20 protein-coding genes are annotated in these 21,432 nt (G+C 70.0%); 9 read left to right on the plus strand and 11 right to left on the minus strand.

The window, feature by feature from the left end:
• Nucleotides 1-2: 2 nt before the first annotated feature.
• Nucleotides 3-2,252 carry a transglycosylase domain-containing protein gene (locus ACZ6I3_RS17770; RefSeq protein WP_469415710.1) on the minus strand — a complete coding sequence of 750 codons (2,250 nt, stop codon included), beginning with the start codon at nucleotides 2,250-2,252 and terminating at the stop codon, nucleotides 3-5.
• Between the two features lie 1,290 nt (nucleotides 2,253-3,542).
• Here ACZ6I3_RS17770 and ACZ6I3_RS17775 point away from each other — a divergent pair.
• The 5 genes from ACZ6I3_RS17775 to ACZ6I3_RS17795 all read left to right on the plus strand — a co-directional run bounded on the left by ACZ6I3_RS17775 (nucleotide 3,543) and on the right by ACZ6I3_RS17795 (nucleotide 7,258).
• Nucleotides 3,543-3,722, plus strand: coding sequence for a hypothetical protein (locus tag ACZ6I3_RS17775; RefSeq protein WP_469415550.1), 180 nt, complete (start codon nucleotides 3,543-3,545; stop codon nucleotides 3,720-3,722).
• Nucleotides 3,723-3,908: 186 nt separating this feature from the next.
• Nucleotides 3,909-4,709, plus strand: a complete 801-nt coding sequence (locus tag ACZ6I3_RS17780) for an ABC transporter permease (protein WP_469415712.1) — start codon at nucleotides 3,909-3,911, stop codon at nucleotides 4,707-4,709.
• Entirely contained in the window at nucleotides 4,702-5,523 is an 822-nt protein-coding gene (locus ACZ6I3_RS17785; protein ID WP_469415551.1) for an ABC transporter permease, read from the plus strand. The genes ACZ6I3_RS17780 and ACZ6I3_RS17785 overlap by 8 nt, the downstream gene beginning before the upstream one ends.
• Nucleotides 5,524-5,533: 10 nt before the next feature.
• Nucleotides 5,534-6,526, plus strand: a complete 993-nt coding sequence (locus tag ACZ6I3_RS17790) for an ABC transporter ATP-binding protein (RefSeq protein ID WP_469415552.1) — start codon at nucleotides 5,534-5,536, stop codon at nucleotides 6,524-6,526.
• Between the two features lie 33 nt (nucleotides 6,527-6,559).
• Nucleotides 6,560-7,258, plus strand: coding sequence for a DUF1707 SHOCT-like domain-containing protein (locus ACZ6I3_RS17795; RefSeq protein ID WP_469415553.1), 699 nt, complete (start codon nucleotides 6,560-6,562; stop codon nucleotides 7,256-7,258).
• Nucleotides 7,259-7,289: 31 nt separating this feature from the next.
• Here ACZ6I3_RS17795 and ACZ6I3_RS17800 read toward each other — a convergent pair whose 3' ends face one another.
• On the minus strand, nucleotides 7,290-8,627 hold the full coding sequence (locus tag ACZ6I3_RS17800; RefSeq protein ID WP_469415554.1) for an SGNH/GDSL hydrolase family protein: 1,338 nt from the start codon (nucleotides 8,625-8,627) through the stop codon (nucleotides 7,290-7,292).
• A 164-nt stretch (nucleotides 8,628-8,791) separates the two neighbouring features.
• Between ACZ6I3_RS17800 and ACZ6I3_RS17805 the strand changes: the two genes are divergently transcribed.
• Both ACZ6I3_RS17805 and ACZ6I3_RS17810 read left to right on the plus strand, forming a co-directional pair.
• On the plus strand, nucleotides 8,792-10,162 hold the full coding sequence (locus ACZ6I3_RS17805; RefSeq protein WP_469415555.1) for a DUF445 domain-containing protein: 1,371 nt from the start codon (nucleotides 8,792-8,794) through the stop codon (nucleotides 10,160-10,162).
• 67 nt (nucleotides 10,163-10,229) lie between these two features.
• Complete coding sequence (locus tag ACZ6I3_RS17810; protein ID WP_469415556.1) at nucleotides 10,230-11,690, plus strand: MFS transporter; 1,461 nt, start codon at nucleotides 10,230-10,232, stop codon at nucleotides 11,688-11,690.
• Nucleotides 11,691-11,800: 110 nt separating this feature from the next.
• Here ACZ6I3_RS17810 and ACZ6I3_RS17815 read toward each other — a convergent pair whose 3' ends face one another.
• The 6 genes from ACZ6I3_RS17815 to ACZ6I3_RS17840 all read right to left on the minus strand — a co-directional run bounded on the left by ACZ6I3_RS17815 (nucleotide 11,801) and on the right by ACZ6I3_RS17840 (nucleotide 17,824).
• Complete coding sequence (locus tag ACZ6I3_RS17815) at nucleotides 11,801-12,907, minus strand: serine hydrolase domain-containing protein (protein ID WP_469415557.1); 1,107 nt, start codon at nucleotides 12,905-12,907, stop codon at nucleotides 11,801-11,803.
• A 254-nt stretch (nucleotides 12,908-13,161) separates the two neighbouring features.
• Nucleotides 13,162-14,538 carry an alginate lyase family protein gene (locus tag ACZ6I3_RS17820; protein WP_469415714.1) on the minus strand — a complete coding sequence of 459 codons (1,377 nt, stop codon included), beginning with the start codon at nucleotides 14,536-14,538 and terminating at the stop codon, nucleotides 13,162-13,164.
• 285 nt (nucleotides 14,539-14,823) lie between these two features.
• The gene (locus tag ACZ6I3_RS17825) at nucleotides 14,824-15,129 is read right to left on the minus strand and encodes a hypothetical protein (protein ID WP_469415558.1); all 306 of its coding nucleotides are present in this window, start codon (nucleotides 15,127-15,129) and stop codon (nucleotides 14,824-14,826) included.
• Between the two features lie 102 nt (nucleotides 15,130-15,231).
• Nucleotides 15,232-16,392 (minus strand): oxygenase MpaB family protein, encoded by a 1,161-nt coding sequence (locus ACZ6I3_RS17830; RefSeq protein ID WP_469415560.1) that lies wholly within the window; start codon nucleotides 16,390-16,392, stop codon nucleotides 15,232-15,234.
• Nucleotides 16,393-16,479: 87 nt separating this feature from the next.
• A complete protein-coding gene (locus ACZ6I3_RS17835) occupies nucleotides 16,480-17,550 on the minus strand; it encodes a polyprenyl synthetase family protein (RefSeq protein WP_469415561.1) in 1,071 nt (356 codons plus the stop codon).
• Entirely contained in the window at nucleotides 17,540-17,824 is a 285-nt protein-coding gene (locus tag ACZ6I3_RS17840) for a polyprenyl synthetase (protein WP_469415716.1), read from the minus strand. The genes ACZ6I3_RS17835 and ACZ6I3_RS17840 overlap by 11 nt, the downstream gene beginning before the upstream one ends.
• Nucleotides 17,825-18,144: 320 nt before the next feature.
• Between ACZ6I3_RS17840 and ACZ6I3_RS17845 the strand changes: the two genes are divergently transcribed.
• Nucleotides 18,145-18,630 carry a MarR family transcriptional regulator gene (locus ACZ6I3_RS17845; RefSeq protein WP_469415562.1) on the plus strand — a complete coding sequence of 162 codons (486 nt, stop codon included), beginning with the start codon at nucleotides 18,145-18,147 and terminating at the stop codon, nucleotides 18,628-18,630.
• 78 nt (nucleotides 18,631-18,708) lie between these two features.
• A complete protein-coding gene (locus tag ACZ6I3_RS17850) occupies nucleotides 18,709-19,104 on the plus strand; it encodes a VOC family protein (protein WP_469415564.1) in 396 nt (131 codons plus the stop codon).
• Nucleotides 19,105-19,218: 114 nt separating this feature from the next.
• Here the strand turns inward: ACZ6I3_RS17850 and ACZ6I3_RS17855 are convergent, their stop codons facing one another.
• From ACZ6I3_RS17855 to ACZ6I3_RS17865, 3 genes are all read right to left on the minus strand, one after another.
• Nucleotides 19,219-19,746 carry a GNAT family N-acetyltransferase gene (locus ACZ6I3_RS17855; protein WP_469415565.1) on the minus strand — a complete coding sequence of 176 codons (528 nt, stop codon included), beginning with the start codon at nucleotides 19,744-19,746 and terminating at the stop codon, nucleotides 19,219-19,221.
• A 302-nt stretch (nucleotides 19,747-20,048) separates the two neighbouring features.
• Complete coding sequence (locus tag ACZ6I3_RS17860; protein ID WP_469415567.1) at nucleotides 20,049-20,606, minus strand: DUF5753 domain-containing protein; 558 nt, start codon at nucleotides 20,604-20,606, stop codon at nucleotides 20,049-20,051.
• A gap of 11 nt (nucleotides 20,607-20,617) precedes the next feature.
• The gene (locus tag ACZ6I3_RS17865; RefSeq protein ID WP_469415568.1) at nucleotides 20,618-21,424 is read right to left on the minus strand and encodes a hypothetical protein; all 807 of its coding nucleotides are present in this window, start codon (nucleotides 21,422-21,424) and stop codon (nucleotides 20,618-20,620) included.
• Nucleotides 21,425-21,432: the final 8 nt, after the last annotated feature.

The raw sequence follows: 21,432 nt of genomic DNA on the forward strand, positions 1-21,432 counted from the left end.
ACCTATTCGCGGCGCGTGCCCTGTGGGGCGAAGCCCCAGCCGGGGCCGGTGGGAGCGCCGCCCGCGCCGCCGTCGGCCGTGCCGCCGCCTTCCGTGGTGCCGCCGTCGGCCGCGCCGCCGGTGCCCTCCGTGGTGCCGCCGTCGCCGGTTCCGCCGTCCGCGGTGCCGCCGCCGGTCGGGGATTCGCCTCCCGTGCTGCCGTCGGTGACACCGCCGTCGGTCTGGCTCTCGGGCGCGCTCGGGGTGGTCTGGCTGGGCTCCTGGGTGTCGGTGTCCCCGCCGGTGGTCGTGCCGTCCTCGTCGGCGGTGGCGCTCGTGGTCGGGTCGACGGGGGTCTCGGGGATGGGGGCCTCGGTGACGTCGGAGCCCGGCTGGAGCCTGAGGTCGAAGTCGGTGACCGGCTTGTTCTTGAGGGCGTCCTGGGTGAACTGCGTCCAGATCTCCGTGGGCGCCCCGCCGCCGTTGATGCGGGGCAGGCCCATCGCGCCGTACAGCGACTTGTGCGCGGCGGTGACCGGGTCCTGGCCCATGACGGAGACGACGGTGGCGAGCTCGGGGGTGTAGCCGGCGAACCAGGCCGCGGTGTCCTCCTCGGCGGTGCCGGTCTTGCCGGCGACGGGGCGGCCCGTCGCCTGCGCGGCGGAGGCCGTGCCGTTCTGGACGACGCTCTGCAGCATGGAGGTGGTGGTGTCGGCGGCCTCGCGGCTCACGGCCTGCCGGGTGCGGCGCTCGGGCAGCTCGATGGGCGTGCCCTCCTTCATGACCTTGTCGACCATCGTGTACGTGCCGTGGCGGCCGTGGTTGGCGAGCGTGGCGTAGGACTCCGCCATCTCCAGGACGCTGGCGGTGGCCGTGCCGAGTGCGATGGCGGGGCCGTCGGCGAGGTCCGGGGTGGTCTCGGGGATGCCCAGGTCGATCGCGGTCCGCTTGACCTTCTGGGGGCCGACGTCGGCGGCCATCTGCGCGTACACCGAGTTCACGGAGCTGTCGGTGGCCTCGGTGACGGTGATGGGGCCGTAGGAGTGCTGGTCCTCGTTCTCGGGGGCGTACGGGTCGCCGGTCCAGCCCTGGACCGGTCGCTTGTTGGTGCCGTCGTAGATCGTGTTCGGGGTGATCACGCGGCCGTCCTGGGTCCGTGAGGCGTTCTCGACGGCCGAGGTGAACACGAAGGGCTTGAAGGTGGAGCCGACCTGGAAGTCCCTGCGGGTGGCGTTGGGGGTGTACTGCTTGACGTAGTCGACGCCGTTGTACATCGCGACGATCTTGCCGGTCTTGGGGTCGACGGCGGCGCCGCCCGCGCGTACGTACCTGTCGACCTTGTTGTTCTTCTTGTCCAGCTTGGACATCAGCTTGTCGTTGACGGCCTTCACGAAGGCGTCCTGCCTGCCCTTCTGCAGGGTCGTCGTGATGCGGTAGCCGCCGGCGTCGAGCTTGTCCTCGTCGATGATGTTGTTCTGGGTCAGGTAGTCCTTGACGATCCGGACGATGTAGCCGCGCTGCCCGGACATGCCGGTGGAGAGGGTGGACTCCTTCGGCATGGGGAACTTCATGCCGGCCCGCTTCGACTCGCTGAGCCAGCCCTTCTTGACCATGCCGTCCAGCACGTAGTTCCAGCGGGACTCGGCGGCCTTGCGGTTCTCGGGGTGGGCGACGACGTCGTACTGGCTGGGCGCGTTGACGAGCGCGGCGAGGTAGGCGGCGCGGGCCGGGTCGAGCTCGGTGGCGTCCATGCCGTAGTAGGCCTGGGCGGCGGCCTGGATGCCGTAGGCGTTGCGGCCGAAGTAGCTGGTGTTGAGGTAGCCCTCGAGGATGTGGCCCTTGCTCTGCTCGCGGTCCAGCTTGATGGAGATGAAGAACTCCTTGGCCTTGCGCGTGACGGTCTGTTCCTGGCGCAGGTAGTAGTTCTTCACGTACTGCTGGGTGATCGTGGAGCCGGACTGCTTGCCCTTGCCGAGGGCGGTGTTCCAGGCGGCGCGGACCATGGCCTTGGGGTCGACGGCGGACTCGGTGTAGAAGTCGCGGTCCTCGGCGGCCAGGATCGCGTGCTGGGCGTCCTTGGAGATCTGCGCGAGGGTGACGTTCTCCCGGTTGATCTCGCCGTCGCGGGCGATCACGGAGCCGTCCGAGTAGAGGTAGACGTTGGCCTGCTTGGTGGCGAGCGCGTTGGCCGGCGGGATCTGGACGAGCGAGTAGCCCAGGAAGAAGCCGCCGATCAGCAGCATGACGGCGATGATGAAGCCGCTGAGCGTCATACGCCAGGTCGGGATCACCCGGCGCCAGCCGGTCCGCTTCCGCTTCCCGCCGGACTTGGCCTGCGGCCCGCCCCCCGGGTCACTGACCGCGGGCAGTTGTGCTGTGCCGGGCCCGTCGCCGGGCTGGGGGCGCGGCGCGCCCTGGGCGCTGCCCGTCCGGGCCTGAGCCGCGCCCGGGGCGCCGCCCGTCCGACCCCGTGCCGCGCCCGTGGCGCCAACGGCCCGGATCTGCACGGTGCCCGGGTCGTTGTCGGCCTGGGGCCGCGGCGTGCCCGGTTCGCCGTCCGTCCCGGCAGATGGCGTGCCAGCGGCGCCGCCCGTCCTGCCTCGTGCCGCGCCAGCGGCGCCGACGGCCCGGATCTGTACGGTGCCGGGGTCGTTGTCGGCCTGGGGCGATGGCTTGCTCGGGTTGCCGTCCGTGCCGGCTCGGGGTGTGTCCGAGGCGCCGTCGGCCTTGCCCCGCGGCGTGCCCGGGGCGCCGCCCGTCCGGCCTCGTGCCGCGTCCCCGGCGCCGACGGCCCGGATCTGCACGGTGCCCGGGTCGTTGTCGGCCTGAGGCGGTGGCGAGCCCGGGTTGCCGTCGGTCCTGGCTCCGGACGTGCGCGGGCCGCCGTCGGTCCTGGCTCGGGACGTGCCCGGGCCGCCGTCCGTGCTGGCTCGGGACGTGCCCGGGCCGCCGTCGGTCCTGGCTCCGGACGTGCCCGGGGCGTCGTCAGCCCGGTCCCGTGGCGTGCCCGCGTCACCGTCCGTCTTCGCTCGGGGCGTCACCGGTTCGCCGCCGGTCTTGGTCCGGGGCGTGCCCTGGGCGTCGTCGGCCTGGGGCCGTCGTGTGCCCGGGGTGCTGTCCGGCTCGGCTCGCGAAGCGCCCGCGGCGTCGTCGGTCTGGGGTCGTGCCGTGCGCGGGGCGTCGTCAGCCCGGTCCCGTGGCGTGCCCGGGGCGCCGTCCGGCTGCGGCTCTCTCGGTGCCTGCCCCGGGTTCGGCTGCTGCGGCTGAGGCTCGTCACTCATGTCGTGCACGGACTCCTGTTTCGCGTCGTACGTCGTTCCCGTACGTCTCTGCTCGCTCGTCGTTCCCGTACGTCTCTGCTCGCTCTTGCGCCCCTGTGATGAAGACTGTCCCATCCGGCGATCAGTTCCCTGATCGAGGGCCGTGTCGCGAGCCGTGTGGGGAGGCGGGCGGCGTGCGGGCGAACGTACAGCCGTCGCAGGGTGAACTGAGCCATCCTGCACGCCTGTTCGAATCGCGATCTTGCCTGCGCGAGATTCGCCTGAAGGGGGACACGACCGGAGATGCGACTGCTCGCACGCTCCGCCCTGGCCGGCACCGCCGCCACGCTGCTCGCCCTGGCCACGGGCGCCTCTGCCCACGCGGACGGAACGGATCGTACCGTCTGGGCCGGTGCCGACTGGAACGTCACGCCCCACGCGGACTCGGGCGGCAAGGCCCCTACTGGAACCGTGACGGCGTGAACACGACCCGCACGCTCAACCTCGACATCAAGGAGGGCACGCCGGAGAAGTGCAGCGGCTGGGCGCAGACCGACGCGTGATCGCACCCCCTCGGGCCTAAGCGGTCCTTAAAACCCGTGGCCCGCCCGCTCCCCGGCCCACTAGGCTCCTGCGCTTCGGTGTCCGGAGGCGAGGAGGGCTGTGGATGTGGGCTCGGGACGGTTGTACGCGGCCGTCGCGGCGGGGGGCTTCAGGCGGTACGCGACGTATCGGGCGGCCACGGTGGCCGGGGTCTTCACCAATACGGTCTTCGGCGTCATCCTCGTGTACACGTATCTGGCGCTGTGGGACGAGAAGCCGCAGCTCGGAGGGTACGACCAGGCCCAGGCCGTGACGTACGTGTGGCTGGGCCAGTGTCTCTACGCGACGCTGGCCATCCAGGGCGGCGGTGCCGAGAAGGACCTGATGGAGCGCATCCGCACCGGTGAGATCGCCGTCGATCTGTACCGGCCGGTGGATCTGCAGCTGTGGTGGCTGGCGGGCGACGTGGGGCGGGCGCTGTTCCAGATGCTGGGGCGGGGCGTGATCCCGTTCGTGTTCGGCGCGGTCTTCTTCCCCATGGCGCTGCCGACGTCGGTCACCCCCTGGCTGGCCTTCGTGGTCACGCTGCTGCTGGCGACGGTGGTCAGCTTCGCGCTCCGCTACCTGGCCGCCCTGAGCGTGTTCTGGCTGATGGACGGCATGGGCGTCAACCAGGTCCTGATGGTCACGGGGATCTTCTTCTCGGGCATGGTGCTGCCGCTGAACGCCTTCCCCGGGGCGCTCGGCGAGGTCGTGCGGGTGCTGCCGTGGGCGGCGCAGATCCAGATGCCGGCGGATGTGCTGATGGGGGAGACGGACCCGCTGCGGGCGTTCGCCTTCCAGGCGGCGTGGGCGGTGGCGCTGCTGGCGGCGGGACGGCTGCTGCAGTCGGCCGCGACGCGGCGGGTGGTGGTCCAGGGTGGGTGAGCGCAATGCCCTGGCCGAGGGGCTGCGGGCCTATTGGCTGATCGCCGGGATGTGGGTGCGCTCCAGCATGACCTACCGCACCTCCTTCGTCGTCACGGTGTTCGGCAACCTCACGGTGACCGGCCTGGACTTCGTGGGGATCCTGCTGATGTTCTCGCAGGTCGACTCGCTGGGCGGCTGGTCACTGCCCGAGGTCGCCTTCCTGTACGGGCTGTCGGTGACGTCCTTCGGGATCGCCGACCTGGTTCTCGGCTCCATGGACGTCCTGGGCGCCCGGATGCGCGACGGGTCGTTCGACACGCTGCTGGTGCGGCCCGCGCCGGTGCTCGCCCAGGTCGGAGCCGACCGCTTCGCGCTGCGCCGCCTGGGCCGGATCACCCAGGGCGCCGTGGTGCTGGGCTGGGCGCTGGTCTCGGTGGACGTCGACTGGAGTGCGCCGAAGGTGCTGCTGGTGCCGGTGATGGTGGTCAGCGGCGCGGCGATCTTCTCGGCGGTGTTCGTGGCGGGCGCGGCCTTCCAGATCTTCGCGCAGGACGCCGCCGAGGTGCAGAACGCCTTCACGTACGGCGGGACCACGCTGCTGCAGTATCCGCCGAGCGTGTTCGGGAAGGACCTGGTGCGCGGCGCGACCTTCATGGTGCCGCTCGCCTTCGTCAACTGGGTCCCGGCCGCCTATGTGCTGGGGCGGCCGTACCCCATCGGCCTGCCGCCCTGGGCGGCCTTCGCCTCGCCCCTGGTGGCGGTGGCCTGCTGCCTGCTGGCGGGGGCGGCGTGGCGGGCGGGGCTTCGTTCCTACCGGAGTACAGGGAGTTGAGGTGACCGAGGTGGACAGCGAACGTTCGGACAGCGCCTTCATCGAACTCGACGGTGTCGAGAAGGTCTTCGACGTACGCAAGAAGACCGGCTTCATGAAGCGGGAACTGCGGCAGGTACGGGCCGTCGACTCGATCTCCTTCCGGGTGGAACGCGGCGAGATGGTCGGCTACATCGGCCCGAACGGCGCCGGCAAGTCGACCACGATCAAGATGCTGACCGGCATCCTCACCCCGAGCGCCGGCCGGCTGCGGGTCGCGGGCATCGACCCGTCCCGCGAACGCACCCGGCTCGCGCACCGCATCGGTGTGGTGTTCGGGCAGCGCACGACGCTGTGGTGGGACCTGCCGTTGGTCGACTCGTACCGGCTGATGCACCGCATGTACCGGATCCCGGACGCCCGTTACCGCGAGAACCTCGACCGTCTGGTCGAACTCCTCGGCCTGGGCGACCTGCTGGACGTGCCGGTACGTCAGCTCTCCCTGGGGCAGCGGATGCGCGGCGACATCGCGGCGGCGCTGTTGCACGACCCGGAGGTGCTGTACCTCGACGAGCCGACCATCGGTCTCGACGTGGTCTCCAAGTCCAAGGTGCGGGAGTTCCTGCGGGAGATGAACGCCGAGCGCGGCACGACGGTGCTGCTGACCACGCACGACCTGCAGGACATCGAGCAGTTGTGCAAACGGGTGATGGTCATCGACCACGGGCGCATGATGTACGACGGTCCGCTCGCCGGGCTGCACGAGGCGGGGGAGAGCGAGCGGACGCTGGTGGTGGACTTCGAGCGGGAACTGCCCCCGATCGAGGCGCCGGCACCCGCGCGGGTCGTCCGGGTGGACGGGCCGCGGCAGTGGCTGGCGTTCCCGGCAGCGGAGTCGGCGGCGCCGCTGGTGGCGCGGATCGCGGCGGAGTACCCGCTGGTCGACCTGTCGGTGCGGGAACCGGACATCGAGGCGGTGATCGCGAAGATGTACGCGGAACAGGCCGAGCGGGCGATCTCGTAGCCCTCGGCAGGGCGAACTCGTAGGCTGCTGTACATGACCGACGACGCAGTCCCGGACCTCCGCGCCTCCGACGCCGACCGTGAACGGGTCGCCGAAGTCCTGCGGGACGCCGTCGCCGAGGGACGTCTCGACATGGCGGAGTTCGAGGAGCGGCTGGACGCGACGTACCAGGCGCGGACGTACGGGGAACTGGTGCCGATCACCCGGGACCTGCCGGGCGCGGGCGTCGCGGTGCCCGCCGTGTCGCTGAGCAAGGACCCCGCCACGGGGTCGGACACGGGTGCGAACTGGCCCGCGCGGGTCGTCGGCGGCGAGGGGTCCTCGACGTGGGCCGTCGCCGTGATGTCCGGCTTCCAGCGCAAGGGGCACTGGACGATGCCCCGGCGGTTCACCTGCCTGGCCTTCTGGGGCGGCGGGGAGATCGATCTGCGCGAGGCGAGCTTCGCGGAGCGCGAGGTCGAGATCAACGCGATCGCGATCATGGGCGGGGTGGACGTCATCGTGCCGCCCGGCGTCGAGGTCGTGGTGCGCGGCATCGGGATCATGGGCGGTTTCGACCACCGCGAGGAAGGTGTGCCGGGGGAGCCCGGGGCGCCGCGCGTGATCGTGACCGGGTTCGCCTTCTGGGGCGGCGTCGGGGTCCAGCGGAAGGTGACGCGGGCGGAGAAGCAGCGGCTCAAGGAGGAGCGGCGGCGGGAGAAGCTGGAGCGGCGGAGCAACGGCGAGTACTGAGCGTCGTCGGTCAGTACTCGGCGTCGTCCTTCTACAGCTCGGCCGGGGCGGACCCCTTCAGGGTCCCCAGGTCGAACTCCTCGGCCATCCGGGCGTACCCCTTGTCGCTGGGGTGCAGATGGTCGCCCGAGTCGTAGTCGGCGCGCAGCCGGCGCGGGTCGTAGGGGTCACGCAGCGCCTTGTCGAAGTCGGCCACCGCGTCGTAGACCCGGCCCGCCCGGATCTCGGCGTTGATCTGCTGGCGGACCGACTCCCGCGGGTCCGTGTAGCCGCGGTGCCCGTAGAACGGCATCAGGGTCGCGCCGACGACCTTCATACCGCGCGCGTGGGCCTGGCCCACCATCGTGCGCAGGCCGGCGAGGATCGCGTTCGGGTCGGCGAGCCGCGGGTTGCGCAGGATGTCGTTGACGCCGAGGTCGATGACGACGACCTTGGCGTTCGTGCGCTCCAGCACGTCCCGTCCGAAGCGGTTGAGCCCGCTGGGGTTGTCGGCCGGGCGGCCCAGCCCGTCCGTGAGGACCCGGTTGCCGCTGATGCCCTGGTTGACGACGCTGTAGCGGGGCAGGTCGTCCCGCCCGGCGGCGATCTCCGAACGCAGCCGCTCGGACAGCACGTCGGTCCACCGGCTGTTGGAGCCCGAGGTGGAGGTGATGCCGTCGGTGAGGGAGTCGCCGAGGACGACGATGGTGCCGTCGGACTCGTTGCTCAGCACGTCCAGCGCGGTCAGGTAGCGCCAGGAGGTGGTCTGCTCGGTGTACGGCGTGCCCGTCGTGTCCTGGGCCTGGTTGCCCTGGGCGGCGTAGGAGGTCTGACGGGCGTGGCGGTGGTACGTCACCGGGCCGGAGCTGGTCGGTGTGTACGTGGTGATCAGGACGTCGGCGTCGGCCGGGACGACGACGCGCACGACGTCGCTCATCACCTGCCGGCCGGGCGGGATGACCACCGCGGGGCCGCCGTTGAAGGTCAGCTGCCGCAGGGTGTCCGGGAGCGCGGCGGGCGTGCCGCTGCCGGCGGCGACCGCGATCGAGGCCTGCGTGATGCTCAACGGCGACTGGCCGTAGAGATTGGACAGCGTCACACGGGCACCCGTACCTCCGACGGTGGTGTGGACGACGTTGCGTACCGAACGGTCCGCCATACCGGTCGTCTCGGTGCCGGGTTCGGCTCCGGACGGTGAGGTGGACCAGGTTCCGACCCAGGTGCCGGTCGAGGCGGGGGCGGCTGGATTGTTCGGCAGACGGCCGTCTGCCCGGGTGTTCCGGGTCTGCGTGCCGTCGTCGGTCGCCACTCCGACATATATGGCGGCGGAAAGGGCCACAACCGCTGCGACGATCGCCGCGAGCAGGGCGTAACCACGACCCCGGGTCATGCTGTTCAGTTCTCCTCCAGCGATGGGAGCCCAAGGCTCCGATCTGATGTGCCCATGATGCGTCATGGGCCGGGGGAAGCTGACAGGGACCCCTGGCATTACCCCCTTCCGACAGACGCCGGGAACTCCTGTTCCGTTCCAGTAGTCGGTCAGGAAGGGACAATGTGTGCGGGATCACCGAGCGGGTGGAGCGGATGGAACGGATGAAAGTGGAAGAAAAGGGAGGCGTCGCGGGGCAGCATGCCCGCCCCGGCGCCGCCGTGAACCGTGCGATGACGAGCTTCAGCCCGGCGGACCAGGAGAAACAGCGCGGCGTACGCCAGATGAAACTCACCGCCACCGGCCTCCTGCTGTTCGTGGCCGTGGTCTACGTCCTCGCCAAATGGGCCCAGAACTCCGGCGCGGGCCCCTGGGCGGGCTATGTCGCCGCCGCCGCCGAGGCCGGCATGGTCGGCGCGCTCGCCGACTGGTTCGCCGTCACCGCCCTCTTCCGCCACCCCCTCGGCATCCCCATCCCGCACACCGCGATCATCCCCACCAAGAAGGACCAGCTCGGCGTCTCCCTCGGCGAGTTCGTCGGCGAGAACTTCCTCTCCGAGGCCGTCGTACGGCAGCGGCTGCGCGCCGTCGGCATCGGCAGCCGCCTCGGCGCCTGGCTCGCGGTCCCCGAACACGCCGACCGGGTCACGGCGGAGCTCTCCACCGCCCTGCGCGGCGCCCTGACGGTCCTGCGCGACTCCGACATCCAGGCCGTCGTAGGCGAGGCCATCACCCGGCGTGCCAACGCCCAGGAGATCGGCCCCGGCATCGGCAAGATGCTGGAGAAGGTCGTCGCCGACGGCGGCCACAAACGCGTCGTCGACCTCGTCGTCACCCGCGCGCACGACTGGCTGGTCCTGCACCGCGACGAGGTGATGGACGCCGTGGAGGGCGGCGCCCCCGGCTGGACGCCGAAGTTCGTCGACAAGAAGGTCGGCGAGCGCGTCTACAAGGAACTGCTGCGCTTCGCCACCGAGATGCGCGACATGCCCGCCCACCCCGCGCGCGGCGCCCTGGACCGCTTCCTCACCGACTTCGCCTCCGACCTCCAGTCCGACACCGAGACCCGCGCCCGCGTCGAGCGCCTCAAGGGCGAGGTGCTGGGCCGCGGCGAGGTCCAGGACCTCATCGCCAGCGCCTGGACGGCCGTACGGTCCATGATCGTCGCCGCGGCGGAGGACGAGCGCAGCGAGCTGCGGCTGCGCGTACGGGCCTCGCTGCTGTCGCTGGGCTCCCGGATGGCGGCCGAGCGCAAGGTGCAGGACAAGGTCGACAAGTGGGTGGAGGACGCGGCCGTCTACGTCGTCACCACCTACCGCAAGGAGATCACCTCCCTGATCACGGACACGGTGGCGAGCTGGGACGCCGAGCACACGACGCGGAAGATCGAGGCGAACATCGGCCGCGACCTCCAGTTCATCCGGATCAACGGCACGGTCGTGGGCTCACTCGCCGGCCTGCTGATCTACACGGTGTCGCACGCGCTGGGGGCGTGACGCTTCTGGCGTAAGAGAAGCCGGTCAGGGCACTCGGCCCGGGTTCCGCTCGACGAGGAGGGGGCCCATGACCACCGCGCAGGCCGGGAGCGGCCGAACCATCACCACCGACATCCCCGCCCGCCTCGACCGCCTCCCGTGGTCGCGCTGGCACTGGACGATCGTGTTCGGCCTCGGCACCGTGTGGATCCTCGACGGCCTCGAAGTCACCGTCGTCGGCAACATCGCCAGCCGCCTGTCGGAGCCCGACAGCGGACTGCCCATCACCTCCGGCCAGGTCACCGGCATGGCGGCGGCCCTGTATGTGGCCGGAGCGTGCATCGGCGCCCTGTTCTGGGGCCGCCTGACCGACAAGTGGGGCCGCAAGAAGCTCTTCATGATCACCCTGGCGGTGTATCTGGGGGCGACGGCACTGACCGCCATCTCCTTCGACACCTGGTGGTTCTTCCTCTTCCGCTTCCTCACCGGCTTCGGTATCGGCGGCGAGTACGCGGCCATCAACTCCGCGATCGACGAACTGATCCCCAAGGAGTACCGGGGCCGCACCGACCTGATGATCAACGGCAGCTTCTGGCTGGGCGCGGTCGGCGGTTCCCTGCTCTCGATCGTCGCGCTGGACACCGACATCTTCGCGGCGAACGTCGGCTGGCGCCTCACCTTCGCGCTCGGAGCGGTCCTCGCCCTGGTGATCCTGCTGGTCCGCCGGCACGTCCCGGAGAGCCCCCGCTGGCTGCTGATCCACGGCCGCGACGACGAGGCGGAACGCATCGTCTCCTCCATCGAACGCACCATCGAAGAAGAGCGGGGCGAGCCGCTGCCGCGCGCGGAAGGCGAACTCACCATCCACCAGCGCCGCAGCGTCTCCTTCCTGGAGATCGGCCGCACGGTCTTCTCCGACTACCGCAAGCGCGCGATCCTCGGCTTCTCCCTCTTCATCGGCCAGGCCTTCCTCTACAACGCCATCACCTTCGGCTTCGGCGCGATCCTCACGACCTTCTTCGACGTCCCGAGCGGCAACACCGGCTACTACTTCGCCGTCATCGCACTCGGCAACTTCTTCGGCCCGCTGCTCCTGGGCAAGCTCTTCGACACGGTCGGCCGCCGCGTGATGATCTCCGGCACCTACCTGCTCTCCGGCCTGCTCCTCTTCGGCACGGCCTGGCTCTTCGACCAGGGCTCGCTGAACGCGACCACCATGACGGCGTGCTGGTGCGCGGTCCTGTTCTTCGCCTCGGCGGGAGCCTCCAGCGCCTATCTGACGGTGTCCGAGGTCTTCCCGATGGAGACCCGCGCCATGTCCATCGCCTTCTTCTACGCCATCGGCACCGCCGCCGGCGGCATCAGCGGCCCCCTCCTCTTCGCCGACCTCACCGAAACGGGCGTCGTCGCCGACACGGCCCTCGCCTTCCAGATCGGCGCGGCGCTGATGTGCCTGGCGGGACTGGCGGCGGCGATCCTGGCAGTGAAGGCGGAACGCCGGTCCCTGGAGGACATCGCGAAGCCGCTGACGGCGGCGGACAAGACGTAGCCGAGCTGCGGGCATGCGTGCCGCTGGTGCTGTGACCGCATCGGTTCGCCGGGTTGCCCGGGTGTCGGTCACCGGTCGTCATGTACCGGACTGGATGGGAGGTTCGGCTGTCAGTCGGCGAGCCCGGCGTTGACGATCGCCTTGATGTACGGGAGGCCATTGCCGGTCCCCGTCGGGTTCAGGGAGTACACCACGCGGTGTCGGAGGTCGCGGGTGGCGAAGAACCCGTTGTCCCAGCCGGGGCGGGAACCGGTCTTGCCCCACGCGTACTCGCCACTTGGGAGCTGGTGGCGCAGGAGTCCGCCGATGCTGTAGCAGGCCAGCGGGCCCACGCAGTTCGCGTTGCCGGCGGCGCTCTTCACCTTCGGTACCTCGAATACCAGCTTCTCCTGGGCTGGTGGGAGCAGGCTGCCCCGGAACAGCGCGGTGACGAAGCGGTCCAGGTCGGCGGCGGTGGAGATCATGCCTCCCTCGGCCCACGGGTACGGGCTCTGCTCGGTCACGTCCTGCCCATCGAGGTACACCTCCGCATGGGGCGAGGGGATCGTCGGGTCATCGGCGGCCGGCAGGCTGGTGTGCCTCAGATGCAGCGGCCGGATGATCCTGCGCTGCAGTTCGGTGGTGAAGGAGTGGCCGGTGACCTTCTCGACGATCAGGCCGAGGACGAAGGAGTTGAGTCCGTTGTACTGCTGCTCGGAGCCGGGTGCGGGTGGTGCGGCGGTGGCTGCGGCGAACGAGTCGCGCAGGATTTCTTCGGGCGTCACAGACTTCAGCTGCCATCCGGGTCCGTCGGCCGGGCCGGGGGTCGGGGCGGGCTTGGGCAGGCCGCTCGTGTGGTCGAGGAGCTGGCGCACGGTGACGCGGTTGTACGCCTCGGGCAGCACTTGGGGGACGTATCTCCGTGCCGCTGTGTCCAGGCCGATCCGGTGCTCGGCGACGAGTTGGAGCACCACCGTGTTGGTGAACGCTTTGGTGACACTGCCGATCCGGACATGGGCGTCAGCGGTGACCGGGCCGGCGGTGGCGTCCATGCCGTCCCGTCTGATCAGCGCGCCCGCAACGACGTCGTCGGGCAGGTGGTCGAGGATGTCCTGGACGGTGGGGTTCGCAGAGGCCGGGGCGCTGGAAGCAGGCGTGGCGGCGGCCGTGGGCAGGGCCGAGCCGGTGGTGAGAGCGGTGGCGAGGGCGAGGGTGGTGACGGTAAGGCGGATACGCATCGAAGTTGTCTTCTCCACGGCACTGAGGGGACTGGTTGACAACGCCAACTCTGCTGCGCGCAGCAGCCATCGCCCATCAGTGATCACCCTGATCACAACCCTGGAATGCCCCTCATAGATGCGACCTGGTGCTGCGATTCCATCAGTCCGCCGGGGTGGTCAGGCTGCGGTTGCGAGGGGGCGCCCGGTCCTGATCGGTCAGTCTGCGCACCCGCCCGCACTCCCCCCGCAGCACCCCCGCAACGCACCAGCACCTACTCGGCCCCACCCCGCCGCCGAAGCAACAGCACCCCACCCCCGACGGCCGCAACACCAGCCGCCGCAATCCACCCGACGGCACCCTCGACCCCGGTTGCAGCGAGGTCTCGCCCCGCCTCCTGCGGCTGAGCGCCCCCACCCGCTCTGGAGGACCCGGCACCTGTCGCCGCCCCCTCCCCCCGCTCCCGGGTGAACGCCAACGTCCCGAACCCCAGCTGGTCGAACCCCCCACTGTTGGGCCCGTAATCCCCACCCCCACCCTCAGGCGCGGCCTTCACCGCGGCACGCGTCACATACGACGCCGACAACCCCCGCCGCTTGGTGTAGTGGTTGGCGATCATCGCCCAGATGGGCCGGGTCATACCCGGATCCACACCGGCCGCCTCCGTAGCGGTCTCACTCCCCGACCAACCCCCGATCGCACCCTTCTTCCGCGTGTTGGCCGTGTACGGCACCTCACCCCCCAGGCTCCACTTGGCCACGTACTGCGCGCCCTTGAGGAACCGGCTGTCGTCGTACCCGTACAGATCGATGCCCTGGTTCCACGCCATCTCGCACACCGTGCCCATCAGCCCGACTCCGAGCAGCGCGTGCCCCTGGTCGCGCCCGGCCTCGACCCACTCCGCGAGCCCGTCGTCGTGTACGACGGGAATGGCATGGCGGACCGACCCCATCCCCTCCCCGTGCTTGAAGTACTCCACGGCCCGCTCGACGATGCCCCGGTCGTCGCAGAAGATCCCGGTCGCGAGCACACAGGCGATGGCCGTCAGATCCCAGTTGGGCCAGTAGTTGGTGACGACGGCGCCGTTGTGACGGGTCAGGAAGTCGTCGCTGAGCGGATGGAAGACGTCCCGCATCAGCTCCTGCGCCCGCACGAGATCGAAGTCGCCATGGTCACGCACGAGCTCGGCGGCATTGGCGTACTGATACCCGTACAGCCCGGCGGCCAGGAACCGGTCGGCGGAGCCCTGGAGCGATGTCAGTCTGCCCGACCAGGCGTTCAGGATCGCCACGGCGGTGTCGGCGTGCGCGCTCTCGCCGCTGACGTGGTAGTGCAGGGCGTTCTGGTAGGCGGCGTGGATGTCGTTGTAGAGGGCCGCGTAGTTCTCCGGCGATCCCGACCCCCGGTACACCGTGGCCTGCGGATTGGCCCGCCAGCCGCTCCGCGCGTGCCGGTTGGCGGTGAGCTTGGCGAACCCGGCGGTGTAGGGCTTGGCACCCGCCTTCACCTTCGCCGCCATACGGGCCAGGTCGGTACGGGTGTGCAGCAGGCCGGGGTGGGCGAGAGGGGCACCGGCGGCGACGGCCGGGGTGGCGAGGGCGGCCGTACCGATACCGATACCGGCGCCCGCCGCACCCGCTGCTTTCAACATGCTCCGGCGGCTGATCTGTCGTGTCACGTCGTCGTACCTCAGCGTCGTAGGTCGCGTGCCTGTGGGGGACGGTGAGGAGACGGGTGGGCGGTGCGGCGATAACAAAAACTGCGGTACAGTTGATCTGCATCCGGTCGCCGGAACTCCGGCTCAAGGATCGTGCGTTGGTGGTCCAAGGAAAGACGCCCCGCTTCCTGCGGGGAAATGCAGGTGCAAGGCCTGCCCGGCGCTCCACACACAAGAACCCGGCCCTGGGATTCAGGGCCGGGTTCTTTGCTGTTCCCGCTACCGGCCGCGCCGGTCGGCCACGACCCACGACGCCACGGCCACAGCCCCCGCCACACCGAACACGGCAGGCCAGGCGCCCACCCTCTTGGCCAGCGGATGAGACCCGGCGAAGGCGGCGACATACGCGGCCGACAACGCCCCCGCGGCCACCCCGCCGGCCTGCTCCCGCCACTGCCGCGCGGCCGCCGCACCGGCGACCGCGAGCACGGCCCCGCCGAGCGGCCGCTGCCTGGTCCAACGGGCCACGCCGTACCCGCCGACCAGCCCGCTCGCGGCGACCACCGCGCTGGGAACCTTCGCCATACCTGCCTCCTGCTGTACTCGTGCGGGTTCCAAGGCTAGCTCCGCAGGTCGGCGGCCGTTCCCCGGTACCCGAACCCGAGCGGCGAGGCCCGTAAGGGGGCGTCAGAAGAGCGTGGGGGCCGGCGGCGCCCACCGGCTGGTGCGCGGCACCGCACTGGAGACGCCGTAGTCCTTCCTGAGCTGTTCGGGGATCGCGTAGTGCATGACGCGTCCGCGGGTGAGCGTGGACAGCTCCAGGACGCTGGTGAGATGGCCGAGACGGTCCAGGGCCCACGCGCCGAACGGGGAGTGGTCCTCGATGCTCTCCAGGACGCCCAGGAGATGGGGCGCGGCCTTGACGACGGTGTCCCACGAGGTGCGCGGCACCTGGAGCCAGTCGGCACAGGTGTCGCCGACGAGGTAGCGGATGAGGGCGGACACGACCGGATCGAAGAAGGTGCCCGGCACGACCTCCTCGTACAGGTCGATCAGCTGCCGGGTCAGATGGGTCCCCTCGTCGGAAGGCCCCATGTGCCGGACCATGTACAGGTCGAGGAACCGGCGGGCCTCGTCGAGGGTGTGGGGCACGGCGTCCTGGTCGACGCCGAGCATCGCACCGACCACGCGCCACGCGTAGTAGTAGGCGTCCGCGCCCTCCTGCGACATGTGGATGCCGAGGCGATGCAGGCTGTCCAGGACGAGCATGGAGAAGAACATCTGCCCGCCGATCATGTCCTCCTGGCAGATCGGCGTCCCGAGAGTCTCGGTGTCCCAGCGGTTCTCGCGGGCGAGATGGTGCCGGATGGACGCGTGCAGGAGGCGGACCTTCTGGGCGGCGGGGACGAAGCGCCCGCCGGCCTCGAAGGCGTCGGGCTGCATCAGATAGACCGTGAACTGCCCGGTCTCCGCCATCCGCTTGGAGGGGTACTTCAGCCCGTGCGTCGCCGACAGCAGCTTCGCCACATGCGGGACGAGGTAGCAGGCGGGCATGGAGGCGAAGGACAGCGCGGTGGAGATGTGCACGTTGTTGTCGATGAAGAAGAGCCGGGCCTTCTCCATCTCCCCCCAGTCCACCCAGGCCGGCGGGGTGCGGGTGCTCTCCAGGTACTCGCGGGCGACGTCGGGCAGCCCGTCCGGCAGGGGAGCGCCGGCCGTCGAGACGTAGCGCATCAGGGTGTTGAACTTGCCCACCTCCCCGCGTTCGAAGAGCGTGGCGACGGTGGCGTCGGCGAGTTCGTCACCGGCCTGCCGCAGGGCGTCCATCGATGCCTCGGTACAGGTCATGGCAGGGCTCCTTGTCATCCACGGGTTCGTGTCCACGGGCACGTCAGGACCGGCACAACAGCCGCCGGTGCTCCGGCCGGACGCCGGTCAGAACAGACGGACCGTCGCCGTATGGGCCAGCGCGGTCAGGGCGGCGGCGGAGGGCGTCGGCACATGCAGCCCATGGAGGGCGTCGAGCGCCTCCTCGACCCGCGCGCTGATCATGTCCTCGATACGGTCGGGCGCCTTCAGCCGGCACATCACCTCCCGTACGGCGTCCAGCTCCCGCGCGTCCAGGCCCTCCGCGTCCAGGTCGTCCCGGCCCAGCAGGGCACGCAGCAACTCCCGCTCCTCCTCACCGGCCAGCCGCCACGTCTCCGCGAGCAGGGCCGTGGGCCGCCGCCCGCGCACATCGTCGGCGTTGGCCTTGCCGGTGTGGTCCGGGTCCCCGAACAGGCCCAGCAGATCGTCCCGGAGCTGGAACGCCTCGCCCAGCGGCAGTCCGTACGCGGAGTAGCCCTCGCGCAGCCGCGAGCCCGCTCCGGCCAGCACGCCGCCGATGAGCAGGGGCTGCTCGACGGTGTACTTGGCGGTCTTGTACCGGATCACCTTCAGAGAGACGGCGGTGTCCGGACCGGCCCCGGTCCGCAGGATCTCCAGGCACTCGCCCGCGATCAGCTCGCGCGCCATCAACGACCACAACGGCCGGGCCCGCACGAGATACGCGGCGGGCAGCCCGCTGGTGGCGAACAACTGCCCGGCCAGCGCCATCAGCAGATCACCCACCAGCATCGCCAGCGACCGGGCGGCGGCATCGGCGTCCGGCCGGCTCCCGACAGCACCCCGCAGCGCGACATGCACCGTCGGCCGCCCGTGCCGCAGCGGACTGTCGTCGATCAGATCGTCGTGCACCACGGCCGCGGCATGCACCAGTTCCATGGAGGCCGCCGCCCGTACCAGCGCGTCACTGTCCGGCTGCCCCGCCGCACGCCACCCCCAGTAGCAGAAGGCCGCCCGAAGCCGCTTGCCGTCCGCGACCGCCGCCTCCAGATTCTCGGCCACGCACGCGAGGACCGGATCGATCGCCGCGAACGCGTCCGCCTCCTCGGCGACGAACCCCCGCAGCACCTCGTCGACACGGACCTTGAACGCGGCCGGCTCCCACCGGTCAGACCCCACCGGCGGCCTTCCGGGCCTGGGCCTGCCGGGCCAGGATCTCCAAGTGGGCCGGCGGCACGGCCGCGTACCGGTCCAACGCCAGCCGCCCCCGCGCCACCAGCTCGTGCTCGGCATCCGCCGCCAGCTCCACGGCATCGGAACGCCGCAGCAGCCCCCGCACCGTCCCCACAGCCGACCCCACCGTACTCACCGCCAGATCGGCCAGCCCCGCCACCAACAGCACCGCCTGCCCCTCCAGGCCACGGCATCGTTCCGCTTCCGCTTCCCGCGTCATGTCATCCCCCCACCCGACGATGAACATCCGGGCAGCGCTGGTCATACGCCGCCCCTTCGAGCATCGGCTCCCACGGGCCCCGAGAGGGGAGGAACTCACGATCGAGTGACGTAACCGTCCGGCCGTACGAATTCCGGCTGCGACCCGCCAGGAAGGGCCCTCACCCACCGCCCCGCCACCCACCTCGCCCACCTCGCCCACCTCACCCGCATCCCCGACGCGGCCCACGACGTCCACCTGGACCAGCCGGACCGCCTCCACGAGGCGATCAGCACCTTCCTCCTTGACCTCAACATTGATTGAGGTCTTACGTTGACCGCATGAACACCCAGACCGAGAACCTCAAGCAGTACTCCCAGGAAGAACTGGCCGCCCAGCCGATCGGCGCCTGGACCGGCGAGGCCTACCGCAGGGTCGTAGGGTCCATCCGAGCCCAACTCGCGGTCGAGAACCTCACCCAGCCCCACTGGTGGACCCTCAACCACGCGTCCGGCGCCCCCGGCACGTGGACCCGCCCCACCCTGACCGCCCGCCTCACCCCCTACGACGACCAGGCCACCGACTTCGACCAGGTCTACGACGACCTGACCACCCGAGGCTGGCTCACGGAGGACGCGACAGGCGCCATGACCCTCACGGAGGCCGGCGAGGCGGCCCGCCTCCGCGCCCGCGAACGCAACCTCCAAGTCCACTGCCGGACCCACGAGGGCATCCCCCAGGCCGACTTCATCACCACGATCAACGTCCTGCGCCGCATGGTCGCCAACCTGGGCGGCAACGGGAACCTGCCCGACGACGGAAAATAGTTCGACACGACGCGGTCACCCCTCCATCCTGCGACGCAGCGCCGTACGCGCACTCAACACACCTGAGGGAGAAGCCCGTTGACCCCGTCGAACCCCACCATCCGCCACATCACCTTCGACTGCACGGGCGAGCCTTACGAACTGGCCCGCTTCTGGAGCGAGTTCCTCGGCCACCCCATCTCCGACATCGACAAGCCCGGCGACGACGAGGTCCTGGTCGAGCTTCCGGACAACACCCCCGGCCTGCTCTTCGTAAGAGTCCCGGAAGGCAAGACGACCAAGAACCGCATCCACTTCGACCTCGGCCCCACAGGCCGCACCCGCTCCGAGGAGGTCGAACGCGCCGTATCCCTCGGCGCCCGCATCCTGACGGACCGCACCCTGCCGAACGGCAGAGGGTGGGTGGTGATGTCGGACCCGGAGGGGAACGAGTTCTGCGTCGAGCGGGGCGAGCTGGACAAGGTGGAGGACTGACGTCGGTTCCGCATCCGTTACAGAAGACGTGCTGACCTTCATCAGGGCCTGCGCGAACTGGCCTGCAGCCTCATATGCCTCCGCCGCCTGCGGACCTGGCTCTGAAACGATCAGTTAGTCGCCCAGGATCCGCTCCCACAGCAGCCCGTCCCGCCAGCGTCCGTCGAGAAAGATCGAGGAGTGAGCGACGCCGTACGGGCTGAACGCGTTGCGGCGCAGCACTCGCTGCGACGGCAGATTCTCCAGGCTGGTGGACGCCTCGGCGCGGTGCAACCCGAGTTCGTCCGCCATCACCCGGAGTACGAGCCCGACGGCGCGCCTGGCGTGCCCATGATTCTGGGCGCCGCTGGTGATCCAGTATCCGACGGAGCCGCGGCGAAGGTGCGGCTGCGGCAGGATGCCTCCGACTGTGACCTGCCCGATCACCTGGTCGTCGGCGAGGACCACGCCCGGCCAGACCACACCGGCCTGGTATCCCGCCAGCAGCCTCTCGATCCGCTCCGCCTGGCCCTCCGGAGTGAAGAAGTCGGCTGGCTGGGCCGGTTCCCACGGTCGAAAAGCCTCGATGTCCCGCATCCGGTGTGCGGCGATCAGGGCGGCATCGGTGGGCTCTATCAGACGGATCCTGGTGCTGTCGTGCATGGGCTGATCCTCGTCGCGGTGCGTCGAATTGGCCACCCACGCCACCCAGCTGACAGCGCCGACACCCACCCTCGACCTCCGCCACCCGGCCACGGCCCCGCACCCCCACCCCCGTTCCCCGCCGCCCTCTCTCCGGGCCGCCCGGCCATCAAAATCCCCGCGGTGGAGGGGCGAGTGTCAAGAGTGAAGCGAAGCGCAATCGGCGTCAGCCGACGCCCGAAGGGCGCTCTTGACACTCGCCCCGGAGCCGCCAACCTCGGGGGAACCGGGCGGCCGTGAGTACTTTGCAGCCAACGTGACGATTACAGGCCCGCCACCCAATCGCCGAGCAGCTCCCTTGCCGCATCGTCCACACAAGCATGCTCGGCAAAGTAGTCGAACAACTGGCCGTAGTGCTGAACGCCCGCCGCATCGCGCAATACCACCCGACCAGTGAAGACTTCCAACGTCGTCATGGTCGCGTCGTAGACGGTGAAGGTGCTGAACGGAACTTCGGAATCCCGAACCGACAGTGGAAGAACCCGGAGAGCCACATTCGGACGGTGCGAGAGGGCTACGAGATGCTCGATCTGCCGTGCCATGGCGGCGGTATCGCACAACTGCCACCGAATCGCCGACTCCGTGAGCAGGAAATCGAATCGCTTGTCGAGGTCGTCGAGTACGGCCTGCCGCTCCAACTTCTGTGCGATTAGGTACTCGTTGACCCCCACGGCGGACACCGACGTCCGGGTCATGACCTGTCGCATGTACTCGGGCGTTTGGATCAGGCCGGTGGGAATCGCTGGGAGAAAGTACCGCAGCCGCCTCGCGCTGCTTTCGTGAGCTGCTAGGTCATGCTGGACATCGACCGCGCTGTCCACGGGGTCAAACGTCATATCGAATCGACCAACAACTCGCCAGCCCGTTGCCGAAGTGGGCCCGCGAGCTCCAAGTTGTCGCCCCGGCTATTGGTCTGAAGCAACTGCGTGATGACCACCAACTCGGCGAAGCGTCCGGTCGGCGTGTCGAGCACATGGTCCAGATGTCCTCGTACCTGCGCACTGACGCTGGGGACGAGGAGACTGTACGTGTGCAGCATGGCTGCATCGAAACCCGCCGGTGCGATGCCCCACCCCTCCCAGTCCAGCATGGTGAGTGTGGGACAGGTCAGGTTTGCCCAGTGCAGGTCGCCATGGGCAGTCGACCAGGCGGGGACGGTCGTGTCGATCTCCTGCCCCAGGAACTGGGGCATGGCCCGGTCGAGGTACGCCTGCCGAACTGCCACCCGGTCTGTCGGCACGGCGGACACGGTGTCCAGGGCGGTCCGCAGACTCGGCCACCAAGTGCCGGACAGGTCCGGGCGGTGGCGCAGAATCGGACTGTCCGTGGTGACAGTCGGCTCGGACACGAAGTCGTAGAGCTCCGCCAGGTAGCTGTCATCGTTTTCGGTCCACGTCAGACATTGCCGGAGGCGCGGCCGGGGCACGACTGGGGGCACGGTGTCCTCCGCAACCCGCGGTCCCTCCCAGAGTTTGCCGTTGGCCCTTTCGGCGTGTGTGTGAACGAGGCGCAGCCACGCGGGACCGTCCGGGGTGTCGACGCGGCCGCTCAATGTACGTCCCTGCCAACCCCAGGACTTCGGGACTGCGCCCATGGTTACGTTCAGCCGAACGTTGGCTTCGGTAAAGGCCAGGAACATTCGCTGGG

Source organism: Streptomyces sp. NPDC041940 (assembly GCF_055589465.1).